This window comes from Caulobacter sp. ErkDOM-C, assembly GCF_048541825.1.
Classification (GTDB): domain Bacteria; phylum Pseudomonadota; class Alphaproteobacteria; order Caulobacterales; family Caulobacteraceae; genus Caulobacter.
Genome location: NZ_CP183332.1, coordinates 2,972,781 through 2,984,558, shown reverse-complemented (window position 1 = coordinate 2,984,558; position 11,778 = coordinate 2,972,781). Strand labels below are relative to the sequence as shown.

At 68.5% G+C, this 11,778-nt stretch carries 11 protein-coding genes; 4 read left to right on the top strand and 7 right to left on the bottom strand.

Going from position 1 to position 11,778, the window contains the following annotated elements; translation table 11 throughout:
• Positions 1-18: 18 nt before the first annotated feature.
• The gene (locus tag ACN2C8_RS14425) at positions 19-303 is read right to left on the bottom strand and encodes an RNA-binding S4 domain-containing protein (RefSeq protein WP_419252616.1); all 285 of its coding nucleotides are present in this window, start codon (positions 301-303) and stop codon (positions 19-21) included.
• The gene (locus tag ACN2C8_RS14420; RefSeq protein ID WP_419255889.1) at positions 300-2,858 is read right to left on the bottom strand and encodes a helicase-related protein; all 2,559 of its coding nucleotides are present in this window, start codon (positions 2,856-2,858) and stop codon (positions 300-302) included. Before ACN2C8_RS14420 ends, ACN2C8_RS14425 begins: the two co-directional genes overlap by 4 nt.
• A gap of 176 nt (positions 2,859-3,034) precedes the next feature.
• Between ACN2C8_RS14420 and ACN2C8_RS14415 the strand changes: the two genes are divergently transcribed.
• Positions 3,035-4,414 (top strand): cation:proton antiporter, encoded by a 1,380-nt coding sequence (locus ACN2C8_RS14415; protein ID WP_419252614.1) that lies wholly within the window; start codon positions 3,035-3,037, stop codon positions 4,412-4,414.
• A gap of 11 nt (positions 4,415-4,425) precedes the next feature.
• Here ACN2C8_RS14415 and ACN2C8_RS14410 read toward each other — a convergent pair whose 3' ends face one another.
• Positions 4,426-6,063: an amidohydrolase gene (locus tag ACN2C8_RS14410; protein WP_419252612.1), complete on the bottom strand. Its 1,638-nt coding sequence runs from the start codon at positions 6,061-6,063 to the stop codon at positions 4,426-4,428.
• Positions 6,064-6,140: 77 nt separating this feature from the next.
• Between ACN2C8_RS14410 and ACN2C8_RS14405 the strand changes: the two genes are divergently transcribed.
• Positions 6,141-6,716: a methylated-DNA--[protein]-cysteine S-methyltransferase gene (locus ACN2C8_RS14405; protein ID WP_419252610.1), complete on the top strand. Its 576-nt coding sequence runs from the start codon at positions 6,141-6,143 to the stop codon at positions 6,714-6,716.
• 153 nt (positions 6,717-6,869) lie between these two features.
• Here ACN2C8_RS14405 and ACN2C8_RS14400 read toward each other — a convergent pair whose 3' ends face one another.
• Complete coding sequence (locus tag ACN2C8_RS14400) at positions 6,870-7,301, bottom strand: DUF3617 domain-containing protein (RefSeq protein WP_419252608.1); 432 nt, start codon at positions 7,299-7,301, stop codon at positions 6,870-6,872.
• Between the two features lie 226 nt (positions 7,302-7,527).
• Between ACN2C8_RS14400 and rpmB the strand changes: the two genes are divergently transcribed.
• The gene (gene rpmB, locus ACN2C8_RS14395; protein ID WP_035043443.1) at positions 7,528-7,833 is read left to right on the top strand and encodes a 50S ribosomal protein L28; all 306 of its coding nucleotides are present in this window, start codon (positions 7,528-7,530) and stop codon (positions 7,831-7,833) included.
• Between the two features lie 163 nt (positions 7,834-7,996).
• On the opposite strand, the gene ACN2C8_RS14390 is transcribed toward rpmB, so the two are convergent.
• The 3 genes from ACN2C8_RS14390 to cobT form a co-directional block, all read right to left on the bottom strand.
• Positions 7,997-8,299 carry a hypothetical protein gene (locus tag ACN2C8_RS14390; protein WP_419252606.1) on the bottom strand — a complete coding sequence of 101 codons (303 nt, stop codon included), beginning with the start codon at positions 8,297-8,299 and terminating at the stop codon, positions 7,997-7,999.
• Between the two features lie 206 nt (positions 8,300-8,505).
• Positions 8,506-9,552 carry an esterase-like activity of phytase family protein gene (locus ACN2C8_RS14385; RefSeq protein ID WP_419252605.1) on the bottom strand — a complete coding sequence of 349 codons (1,047 nt, stop codon included), beginning with the start codon at positions 9,550-9,552 and terminating at the stop codon, positions 8,506-8,508.
• Positions 9,549-11,477, bottom strand: coding sequence for a cobaltochelatase subunit CobT (gene cobT, locus ACN2C8_RS14380; protein ID WP_419252603.1), 1,929 nt, complete (start codon positions 11,475-11,477; stop codon positions 9,549-9,551). The genes ACN2C8_RS14385 and cobT overlap by 4 nt, the downstream gene beginning before the upstream one ends.
• Positions 11,478-11,582: 105 nt before the next feature.
• Here cobT and ACN2C8_RS14375 point away from each other — a divergent pair, with 105 nt between their 5' ends.
• A complete protein-coding gene (locus ACN2C8_RS14375) occupies positions 11,583-11,759 on the top strand; it encodes a DUF1328 domain-containing protein (RefSeq protein WP_419252601.1) in 177 nt (58 codons plus the stop codon).
• Positions 11,760-11,778 lie beyond the last annotated feature (19 nt).

The window sequence follows — 11,778 nt, the reverse complement described above, 5'->3', positions numbered from 1 at the left end:
TGGGGGAGGATCTGCCGCCTAGTCCACCGCCTCGTAGAGCGCTCGCGCCTCACTCGCCGACCCGCGCCGTTCGCCCGAGGCCAGCACCCGCACAGACACCAGCCGCCCGCCGATCCCGAACACCAGCACATCCCCGGCCTTCAGCGTCCGCGACGGCTTGTCCACCCGGCTTTCGACACCGCCGCGGGTCAGCCGGATGCGGCCTTCTTCCACAAAGCGGCCGGCCAGCGAGCGCGTCTTGAAGAACCGTGCACGCCATAGCCAGACGTCGGCGCGGCAGGCGTCGTCAGCCCCCTCGCTCACGAGGTAGCTTTCAGGGCGGCCGCCTTCCGCCGACGGGGCTTCTTGCGGCGGGGGGGCGGCTCGGTCAGCTTGGCCAGGGCGGCGAACGGCGAGTCCGGACGCGCAACGATCGTCACCTCGGCCTTGGCTGCCCCGCGCCGCTTCCAGATGATCGGGGCGTCGGACTTGGGCCGGATGGCCGGCGTGTAGTCCAGGGCCCGTAGCACGGCCGAGCCTTGGGCCGCCGTCCAGTCCAGGCTTTGCAGGGCCGCCTCGCTCAGCACCACGCCGCCCGGCTTCTGCTCGGCCCGCAGCAGGTCGTCCAGCCGCTCCAGCATCTCGACGGGCGCCGTGAAGCCGCTCACCGCGCGCAGGCCGCTGGCGGCCAGTGCCTGCGCCGAGGGGGGCGGTGAGGGCAGGGCGGCCAGCCTGGCCCGATCGCCGCGCCAGCCGCCGGGACTCAGCGCCCGGGCGCAGGCGATGGCCTCGGGCCGCAGCATGGCGGGCAGGTAGAGGCTGAAGGCGCCGATGCGAACGCCCAGGGCCTTGAGCGTGCGGCGTTCAGCCTGGCTGAGGGCCTTCAGTTCGGGCTCCAGCGGCCGCTTGTCCAGCACCCCGCAGGCTTCCAGCAGGCGGTGCGCCAGACCGCGTGGCAGGCCGCGCAGCTCGGACCCGGCCAGGGCCCGTTCCAGTTTGCGCAGCGGCGCCAGATGCCGATCGACCTCGGCGACCAGGAAGGCGTCCAGCCGGCGTTCCGCCCGCTCGCGCACGGCGGCAGGGCCCAGCTCGCCCAGCAGCCTGGCGTGGGGCGACAGCAGGGCGCCGCCCCCGGACGTCGCTGCGGGCCGCACCACCCCGGCAATCTCGCCGCGCCACAGGATCGCGCTGTCGGGGCTGAGGGCGAAGGCGTCGTCGGCCTCGCCGGTCAGGGCGCCCAGGCGCTTGGCGATCTCGGGACCCACCGCGCGCACGGCCGCATTGCGCAGGGCCTTTTCCTCCAGGGCGCTGGCGCCCTTTTCGGGCGTGAAGGTGACGCCGGCCAGGTGACCCACCACGTGGCCTTCGACCGTCACGGCGCCGTCCTGGCCGACCCCGGCCAGCATGGTCTCGCGCTCGCCCAGCTGGCGCATCAGCACGCTGGTGCGCCGGTCGATGAACCGGGCCATCAGCTTTTCGTGCAGGGTGTCGGAGATCCGATCCTCAAGCTGACGGGTCACGCCCTGCCAGTGGGCCGGATTGGCCAGCCAGTCGGGGCGGTTGGCGATATAGGCCAGGGTCCGCACGCCCGACAGCCGGCCGGCCAGGCTGTCGATCTCGCCATCGATGCGGTCCAGCGCCTTGAACTGGGCGTTGATCCAGTCTTCCGGCAGCCGCTTCCTGCCCGTGGTCAGGTCGTCGAACAGGGTCCTGACCATCCGCTGGTGGTCATCATCGGTTGTCTTGCGGAAGTCGGGCGTCTGGCACACGTCCCACAGGCGCAGCAGGGCCGAGCGGTCGGCCTTGCAGCGGGCGATGACATCGTCCTGCTGCGACAGCTTCCTCAAGGTGCGCTCATCCAGCACCTCGTTGGACAGGGTCAGCCCGGCGCGGCCCGGCCCTTGGCCCAGCGATTTCAGAAGCAGCGGCAGCGAGCCGAAGTCGAGCCGGGCGCTGCGCCATTCGGCGGCGATGATCGGTTCGAACTGGTGGTTGACCACGCTCTCGACGAGATCCTCGTCCATCTCGTCGCAGTCGCCCGTGACGCCGAAGGTGCCGTCGCGGGTATAGCGCCCGGCCCGGCCGGCGATCTGGCCCACTTCCTGGGCGTGAAGCCAGCGGGTGCGCACCCCGTCGAACTTGCGCAGGCCGGCAAAGGCCACATGGTCGACGTCCATGTTCAGGCCCATGCCGATGGCGTCGGTGGCCACCAGGAAGTCGACCTCACCCGATTGGTACAGCGCCACCTGGGCGTTGCGGGTGCGGGGGCTCAAAGACCCCATGACCACAGCCGCTCCGCCGCGCTGACGTCGGATCAGCTCGGCGATGCCGTAGACGGCGTCGGTCGAGAACGCCACCACGGCGCTGCGCCGGGGCAGGCGGGTGAGCTTCTTGGAGCCGGCATAGGACAGGTTGGAGAACCGCTCGCGGCTGACGATCTCGGCGTCGGGCAGCAGGCGGCGGATCAGCGGGGCCATGGTTCCGGCCCCCAGCAGCATGGTCTCGAACTTGCCCCGGGCGTGCAGCAGGCGGTGGGTAAAGATGTGACCACGCTCGGGATCGGCGCACAGCTGGATCTCGTCGATGGCCAGGAACTCGACCTCGCGGGTCAAGGGCATGGCCTCGACGGTGCAGACGAAATAGGCGGCGCGCGGCGGGACGATCTTTTCTTCGCCGGTGATCAGGGCCACCGACGCCTTGCCGCGCAGCTTGACGATGCGGTCATAGATTTCGCGCGCCAGCAGGCGCAGCGGCAGGCCGATCATGCCCGAGGCATGACCCAGCATCCGCTCTACGGCCAGGTGGGTCTTGCCGGTATTGGTCGGGCCCAGGACCGCAGTGAGCTTGGAAGGCGCCAGGCCGGTTGAACGGTCGCTCATGCGATCAGACATGGTGTGGGAATCGGAGGGAGGCAAGCACTGGTGTGCGCGGGGCCGGCGACAGCACGTCGAGCGGAGCCGGAGCGAGAATTGACAGCGCTGGGCATCTGCGGTCTCAGAGTCCGCCGTCTCGCCGCAAGATTCAGTTTCGGCGGGCGAGGGGCAGGGAAACACACGTGACGGATATCATCGCCAGCACCCTGGAAGTCGCCGGAAAAGTCCTGTCGGCCAATGGACCCGCCACCCTGGCGGCGGCCCACAGCTACACACCGACCGATTTCAGCGTGCACTTCTTCCTGCAGCTGGCGGTGATCCTGCTGGCCTGCCGCGTGGTCGGCTGGCTGGGCCAGAAGTTCCTCGGTCAGCCCCAGGTCGTGGGCGAGATGATCGCCGGCGTGGTGCTGGGCCCGTCGCTGCTGGGCCTGCTGTTCCCGGCCTTCCAGGACATGCTGTTTCCCAAGGAAACCAAGAACGTCCTGTATGTCGGCGCCCAGCTGGGCGTGGGCCTCTACATGTTCATGGTGGGCACCAGCTTTCAGGCCGATCACTTCAAGGCCAAGGCCAAGAGCGCGGCCAGCGTCTCGCTGGCCGGCATTATCGCGCCGTTCCTGATCGCCGTGGCCATCACGCCCTTCCTGCTGAAGGTGCCGGGCCTGTTCGCTGAGGGCATCTCGCAGTCCAACGCCACCCTGTTCATGGGCGCCTGTATCGCCCTGACCGCCTTCCCGATGCTGGCCCGCATCATCAATGAGCGTGGCCTGGCCAAGACCTCGCTGGGCACCCTGTCCCTGACCGCCGGCGCCTTTGACGACGCCGTCTCGTGGTGCGTGCTGGCGGTGGTGCTGGCCACCTTCGGCGGCGGCCCCGGCGTGGCGGTGCTGGCGATCGGCGGCGGCCTGTCCTACGTCCTGTTCCTGGGCCTGTTCGGCAAGCGCCTGCTGGCCCCGCTGGGCCGCATCGTCGAGCGCGAAGGCCAGATGAGCCTGACCGTCCTGGCCATCACCCTGATGCTGTTCTGCCTCTCGGCCTTCCTGATGGACGCCGTGGGCATCCACGCCATCTTCGGCGGCTTCATGCTGGGCGCCGTCATGCCGCGCGGCAAGTTCGTCGAGGAGCTGAAGCAGAAGGTCGAGCCGCTGGCGGTGGTGCTGCTGCTGCCGATGTTCTTCACCTATTCGGGCCTCAACACCCGGATGGATATGGTCAACTCGCCGCAACTGCTGCTGATCGCCGTGGGCATCCTGCTGGCCTCGATCCTGGCCAAGGGCGTGGCCTGCTACGCCGCCGCGCGTCTGGCCGGCGAAGACAATCGCACCGCTCTTGGCATCGGCGCCCTGATGAACTCGCGCGGCCTGATGGAGCTGATCATCATCAATATCGGTCTGCAGAAGGGCATTATCGGCCCGACCCTGTTCTCGATGCTGGTGCTGATGGCCATCGTCACCACGGTCATGGCCAGCCCGTTGTTCGAGGCCTTCTATGGCCGCAAGGCGCGGGAGTCGGGCGAGCTTGACGGTCTGGAAGAGTCCGCCGCCAAGGCCGCCGCCGCTCCCTGACGGGACAGGCTCTACCGGCCCCGTTCGAACGCCACTACGCCGTCGACCACGGTCAGCACCGTCTCGGCGGTGAGGATCTCGGCCGGAGCCACCGTCATCAGGTCCTTTGAGAATGCGGTCACATCGGCCTTCTTGCCGGCCTCCAGCGTGCCGCGATCCTTGTCGGCGAAGGCGGCATAGGCTGGAGCCCAGGTCAGCATCTTCAGGGCCTGCGCCCGGCTGACGGCTTCCTCCAGATGCCAGTCCTCATTGGCGAAGCCGGTCAGGCTATGGCGGTGGACGGCGGCGTAGAACTCGATGCGAGGATCGCCGACCTCGACCGGGGCGTCCGAGCCGGCGGCCACGACCGCGCCGCTCTTGAGCATGTCGTTCCAGCGATAGCCTTCATGCAGGCGGGCCTTGCCCAGGCGGGCGGGGGCGAAATAGAGGTCGCCGATGGCATGGCTGGGCTGCATCGAGGCGATGACGCCCATCTTCGAAAAGCGCGGCAGGTCGGGGTCGGCGAGGATCTGGGCGTGCTCGATCCGCCAGCGGGCGGTGGTGTCGCCGGCCAGGGTCTCGCCAAACCAGTCCAGCACCATGCGATTGCCGCGATCGCCGATGGCGTGCATGGCCACCTGGGCCTTCACGGCCCGGGCCTGCTTCATCAGCGCTAGCCCCTTGTCGCGCGGGGTCAGTTGCAGGCCTGTCCCCTCGGCGTCGCTATAGGGCTCAAGCAGGGCCGCGCCGCGCGAGCCCAGGGCGCCGTCCATATAGAGTTTGACGCCCCGCGTACGGATCAGGCCGGTGGCGTCCTCGAACGGGCCCTTGGCCAGCACCTCGGCGGCGCCGCTGGGGTCCATGTAGTTGTCGACGCGGAGGTGGAACTTCTTCTCGGCGGCCAGGGCGGTCATCAGGGCCAGGTCGGGCGCCTCGACGCTCATATTGCCAAGGCCGGTCCAGCCGCGTGAGGCATAGAGCGCGCCGGCCTTTTCCAGGGCCTGACGCTTGAGGGCTTCTGACGGCGGCGGAATCACCCCGGCGACCAGCGACTGGGCGTGGTCGATCAGCATGCCGCTGGGCAGGCCGTCGGCTCCCTTGAGGATCTGGCCGCCGGCGGGAGCGGCCGTGTCCTTGCCGACGCCGGCCTGGGCCAGGGCGGCGGAGCTGGCGACCGAGGCGTGGCCGTCGGAGCGTTCCAGCACGATCACCCGACCCGAGGCTGCGCGGTCCAGATCCGCACGGTTGGGGAAGCGCTTCTCGGGCCAGTGGGTCTCGATCCAGCCCCGACCATAGATCGGCCCGCTCGCGTTGGCGGCGGCATAGGCGCTGACCGCCTTGACCAGGTCCTCGACCGAGCCGGTCTGGTCCAGATTGAGGGTCAGTTCGCGCAGGCCAATCCCGGTCAGGTGGGCGTGGGCGTCGACAAAGCCCGGAAAGGCGGCGGCGCCCTTCAGGTCGAGGTCGCGAACGTCCTTGGCGGCCTTGGCGCGGGCGGCGGCCAGGTCGCCGACGAACAGGATCCTGCTGTCGCGGATCAGCACGGCCTGGGCGCTCGGCGCGGCCTCGACCCCGGTATGGATCGGTCCGCCATGGATCAGCAGGTCGCCGGCCGAGGCTGTCGAGACGGTTGCGGACGCCAGCAGGGCGGCGAGGACGATGGGGCGCACGGCAATCTCCAGACAGCAAGAAACGGAAATCGTAGGGCGCCGCTCGAAAGCCGCAACCGCGATGCTATAAATGAGGGATGCAGGGGACCGCTTTCGCGCTTTTTGACACCGTTATCGGCCGCTGCGGCGTCGCCTGGGGCGTTTCCGGGCTGATTGGCATGCAACTGCCCGAAGCGACACCCGGCGCGGCCTGGGCGCGCCTGCGCAAGCGTTTCCCCGAGGCGGTCGAGGCGCCGCCGTCGCCCGCGATCGAGCAGATCATCGAGCGGGTCCTGGATCTGCTGGCCGGCGGTCGCGACGACCTGACGGACGTCCCGCTCGACCTGACCGGCGTCCAGGCCTTCAACCTGCGGGTCTACGAGATCGCCCGCGCCATCGCGCCTGGCGAAACCTCGACCTATGGCCAGGTGGCGCGCGCCATGGGCGAGCCCGGCGCTGCGCGGGCGGTGGGCAAGGCCCTGGGCGAGAACCCTTGGCCGATCGTGGTGCCCTGCCATCGCGTGCTGGCCGCTTCTGGCGGGATGGGCGGCTTCAGCGCCGAAGGGGGCGCGAGCACCAAGGCTCAATTGCTGACCCTCGAGCGCGCCCGCACCAGCGCGGCGCCCACCTTGTTCGATCTGGAATTCTCGGTGGCCCCGCCGCGGGGAGGATAGGCCCGGGTCCAAGTTAACGCCACGGGCGGAACTTGCGAACAGGGGCGAAACGAATCAGGACCGAATCAGCGACATCCGCCAATTCAGTCTTTGTTCCCTACAACCCATTGTACCTTAATTCGGATTAACCACAAACGGCTTCCCTAAGAGCGGCTATTTGGCGTCGGCCGGGCAACTGGCCCCCACGCGCCGTGCGTCCATCACGCCGGCCAGCCGAATGCCGTTGATGGTCTTCAGCTTGACGTCCAGCTTGAAGCTCTCGGCGGTGTAGTCGCCCTTGGCGGTCACCGGGGCGACGCGGCCCTTTTTGTCGGTCCAGGCGCCCTTCAGGGCGATCTTGCCGTCCTTCACCACCCGCGTGGTGTAGTCGCAGGTGTATCTGCGCGTGCAGATGCCCTTGGCGAACTGCTCGACATCGGATTGCTTGAGACAGCGCGACTCGTCCCCAGCCGGGATGGGGCCGATCCGGTAGCTATACTCCCAGTGACCGGGAAGAATCGTGGCCGGCGCGGGCTGGGCGGCCAGGCTCAGGCCGGCGGTCAAGGCGAGACCTGCAGCGGTCAGTGCGAGGGCGATCAGACGCATGGACGGGTGCTCCTTCATGGGCTCTCTATACAAGGCGCCAGATGAACCTGTCTTGAAGGCGGTCGTGAGGCGATCTTCATCCGGGATGGCGCCTCGAAGCGGGCTTGCTGCCTTGACTCGGCAGGCGCCCTTCGCCTATATCGCCCGCTCTCGCGTGGCGGCTCGTCCGACGCGCCTCGAAATTCATGTCTGCGAAGCTCCGGCTTCGCCCAGCCAAGGTAGTCCCATGTCGCGCCGCTGCGAACTCACCGGTATCGGTCCGATGGTCGGCCACAATGTGAGCCACTCGAACATCAAGACCAAGCGCCGCTTCCTCCCGGCCCTGTCGCCGGCGACGCTGGCCTCGGATTCGCTGGGCCAGACCTTCCGTCTGCGCATCAGCAACGCCGCCCTGCGCACCCTGGATTTCAAGGGTGGCCTGGACGTGTTCCTGCTGGGCGCCAAGGACGAGCAGCTGTCGCCGCGCGCCCTGAAGATCAAGTCGCAGGTCAAGGCCAAGGCCAAGGCCGCCGCCGTGGCCGTCGCCGCCTAAGCGACGATCGCGATCGACTATTGAAAGGCCCGCGAGGAGCGATCCTCGCGGGCCTTTTCGCGTCTGTGCGCTGGCGCCCGGCTAAGCAAGGTCCAGACAAAGCAAAACCCGGCGCGAAGGACCGCGCCGGGTTTGGTACGCTACGCTACTGAAAAAGGTCGGCTTAGCGGGCCGAGACAACCGAACCCGAAGCCGGGTTGGCGGTGTTGTAGGCGCTCAGGGCCGGGCTGTTGATCTTGGCGACGGCGTCGCTGACCGAGGCGCGGATGCAGGCGGGGTACAGGTAGCCGGACATGGCTTCGCCGCGAACGTCCTGCCAGCAGACGGTGCTGGCGGCTTTGACGATGTCGGCGCGGACTTGCTCGGCGGACTTGCCGGACACCTTGACGCGGAGTTCGGTGGCCGAAACGGGGGCGGCGATGGTCAGGGCGATGGCCGAAACGGCCAGGGCGATGGTGCGGATCATGTTGTTTAGTCCACGAAAGGGGGTTGGGTTCAACCTCCTCCCGACGCGTTCCTCTGACGGTCCTTCCGGTTCTCGCCTGCTCGGCCGTCGAAGCAATCTGTAGCTCCAGGCGTTCAAGTGATCAACGGTAATATTGCGCTGCACCCAAAGTTTTTGCCGCTGCTCCGGAATGAAACAGCTCAGCCCTTCTGAAGTCGATCTGGCGCTTACCGACGACGCGGCGTGGCTTTCTTGCGGACCGGCGGCGGTGGCGGCGGGGGCGGCGGCGTCCAGTCGAAGGCCATCAGCAGGGTGCGCTGGCCCGGCACGCCGCCGTCGTCCGAGATCAGATAGACCCGGGTGGCGCCTGAAGGCGTGGTGCCCAGGGCCAGGCCCTCGTAGTTGTCGCGCGTGGTCGAGCCGTCCAGATGCAGGCTGGCGACTGCGGTCTGCCGGGCGGGCGGGGCCATCGGATTGGCCACGAAACGCAGGATGCCGCGCCAGCCCCGGATGGGGTCGAATCCCCGGTGGAAGGTGGCGATGGCCGGGCCGTTGAACGCGGTCATGGCCGTCAGGCCCCAGGTGAAGTCCGGACCCTGCTGCGGGGCCAGCGCCTGGCAGGCCGCCGACAGCTTGCACAGCCAGGTTTCGCCCTCCTCGCCGCCCACGAGATAGGCGTCCGGGCCCGCGGCGGGATAGGCGGCCAGGGCCTCCATGCCTTCATTGTAGGGGAGGATGGTGGCCGGCTTGGGCGCGGGGCGGGGCGGCCCGCCTGCCGCAGGATAGAGCCAGATGCGATGGTCGCGCTCGAAGCTGATCAGGCGATCACCAGTGGCCAGAATCGCCAGACCCTCGGCGTCACCCTTTTCCTTGCCTTGCAGCGGCTGGCCGTCGAGCCCCTTCAGGCCCTCCAGCTTGCCGTCGCTCAGGCCGATCAGGCGGCCGGCGGGGTCCAGGACCAGACGCGCCTGGAAGAGGTCACCGTCATCGGTCACCGCCATCAGGCCGCCATCAGAGGCGATGGCCAGGTCCGACAGGCCGTGCAGGCGCGAGGTTTCGGTGCTGGTGATGGCGACGCCGCCGGCGAATACGAAGCCTTCAATCGTGGTCCTGGCCGGGTTGGAGGCATCCAGCGGCACAGGGGTGGTCTGCAGGGCGATCTCGGGACCGGCCTTGACGGGAACCACGGGCAGGGGCGGCGGGGGCTTGCGGCTGCAGTGGCTCAACATGCCGGCGGTCAGGGCCAGCACCAGGCCGATCCGCAGGCCGATCATGCAGGAACCTTGCGAACCGCCTTCGGCGCAGAGGGCTGCACGGTCTGCAGCGGCGCCAGCAGGCCGCGCGCCTTCTTGACGGCGCGGGGCTCCTCATCGAACAGGGCGGCCAGTTGCTCGACCAGAACGCCGCCCAACTGTTCCACATCGACGATGGTGACGGCGCGACGATAGTAGCGCGTCACGTCGTGGCCGATACCGATGGCGATCAGCTCGACCGGGCTCTTGCCCTCGATCTCGGCGATGACCTGACGCAAGTGGCGCTCCAGATAGTGGCCCGAATTGACGCTCAGGGTGGAGTCATCCACCGGCGCGCCGTCAGAGATCACCATCAGAATGCGGCGGGCTTCGGGCCGGCCGATCAGGCGCTGGTGGGCCCACATCAGGGCCTCGCCGTCGATGTTTTCCTTCAGCAGGCCTTCGCGCATCATCAGGCCCAGGTTCTTGCGGGCCCGGCGCCAGGGCGAGTCGGCGGACTTGTAGATGATATGGCGCAGGTCGTTCAGGCGGCCCGGGGCGGGCGGCTTGCCGGCCTTGACCCACTCGTCGCGGCTGGTCCCGCCCTTCCAGGCTCTCGTGGTGAAGCCCAGCACCTCGGTCTTGACGCCGCAGCGCTCCAGGGTGCGCGCCAGAATGTCGGCGCAGACGGCCGCCACCATGATCGGCCGGCCGCGCATCGAGCCGGAATTGTCGATCAGCAGGGTCACGCAGGTGTCGCGAAACTCCTGATCCTCTTCCTGCTTGAACGACAGAGGGGCGGTGGGGTCGATGATCACCCGGGTCAGGCGGGCGACGTCCAGCATCCCTTCCTCGAGATCGAAGGTCCAGGCGCGGTTCTGCTGGGCCAGCAGGCGGCGCTGCAGCTTGTTGGCCAGTCGGGAGACGACGCTGGAAAGCGCCGACAGCTGCTGGTCGAGATAGGCCCGCAGCCGGGTCAGTTCCTCGGCGTCGCAGAGGTCCTCGGCCGGGACGATCTCGTCATAGCTGTTGGTGAAGATCTTGTAGGCCGGCTCGCCCGGCTGGGCGGGGCCGCTGTCAGGACGCGCCGGCTTGGCGCCGTCGCCCATCTCGGGGCTTTCGTCGCTGTCCTCGGGCTCGCCGTCCTGCTCGGACTGGACCATCTCCTCGTCGCCGGCCTCGGTCTCGCGGTCCGAGGTGTCGGTTTCCTGCGGGGTTGAGCCCTCGGACTGATCGCCCTCGCCCTCGCCCGGATCCTCGTCGGAGGTCTGGTCCTGCTGGTCCTGCTCGCCGTCGTCCTCGTCGGAGCTCTCGGTGGCGTCCGACATCTCCTCACCCAGATCCAGATCGCGCAGGATCTCGCGGCTGACCCGGGCGAAGGCGGTCTGGTCGTTGATGGCGGCGACCAGACGATCCAGGTCCTTGCCGGCCTTGGCCTCGATATCGGCGCGCAGGATGTCGACCAGGGCCTTGGCGCCCTGCGGCGGCGCATCGCCCGTCAGGCGCTCGCGGACCATCAGGCCCAGGATCTCGGCCATGGGCGCCGTCTGGCGGTCGGTGGCGACGGTGCGGGTCAGGCCCTGCTTTTCCAGTCGGGCTTCCAGCGCGGCCGTCAGGTTGGCGCGCACGCCGCCCATGGCGTTGGCGCCGATGGCTTCCAGACGGGCCTGTTCGATCGACTCGAAGGCCGCCTGACCGTCGGGTGAAGAGGGACGGGCGCGCGCATGGGCCTGCGTGTCATGGTGGGCCAGACGCAGAGCCATCTGGTCGGCCAGCCCGCGGATGCGGGCAGCTTCCTTGCTGTTCAGGTCGCGCGGGGGATGGGGCAGCACGGCGCGCTTGCCCATCAGCATCGGGCCATCGCCCGAGAACACCACCTCAAGATCGGGCATTTCGGCAAGCGAACGGGCGGCGTGCGCCAGGGCGCGCTTGAAGGGTTCGGTCGGGCTTTCGGGCTTGGACGCCATGACTATCGGTTACCGGCCCCGGGCGGCGAAAACAAGGAACGCTGTGCGCGCTGACGAGTTGTTTTGTCAGAAGCGCTGCCGGCTTCCCATACAAGGAAACGCACCATGCTGAAGTGGGCCATTATCCTCGCCATTGTCGCCCTGATCGCCGGGGCTCTGGGCTTTACCGGCCTCGCCGGGGCGGCTGCGGGCGTCGCCAAGATTCTGTTCTTCCTGTTCCTGATCGGCTTTGTGCTGGTGCTGCTGCTGGGCGGCGTCATCTTCAAGGGCGCGACCCGATAGGGGCAAGCGTCAGGGGGAG

Coding starts and splice junctions, on each gene's coding strand:
- ACN2C8_RS14420 (WP_419255889.1), bottom strand. CDS start 2,858: ATGAGCGACCGTTCAACCGGCCTGGCGCCTTCCAAGCTCACTGCGGTC.
- ACN2C8_RS14405 (WP_419252610.1), top strand. CDS start 6,141: ATGCAGGGGACCGCTTTCGCGCTTTTTGACACCGTTATCGGCCGCTGC.
- ACN2C8_RS14400 (WP_419252608.1), bottom strand. CDS start 7,301: ATGCGTCTGATCGCCCTCGCACTGACCGCTGCAGGTCTCGCCTTGACC.
- rpmB (WP_035043443.1), top strand. CDS start 7,528: ATGTCGCGCCGCTGCGAACTCACCGGTATCGGTCCGATGGTCGGCCAC.
- ACN2C8_RS14390 (WP_419252606.1), bottom strand. CDS start 8,299: ATGATCCGCACCATCGCCCTGGCCGTTTCGGCCATCGCCCTGACCATC.
- ACN2C8_RS14385 (WP_419252605.1), bottom strand. CDS start 9,552: ATGATCGGCCTGCGGATCGGCCTGGTGCTGGCCCTGACCGCCGGCATG.
- cobT (WP_419252603.1), bottom strand. CDS start 11,477: ATGGCGTCCAAGCCCGAAAGCCCGACCGAACCCTTCAAGCGCGCCCTG.
- ACN2C8_RS14375 (WP_419252601.1), top strand. CDS start 11,583: ATGCTGAAGTGGGCCATTATCCTCGCCATTGTCGCCCTGATCGCCGGG.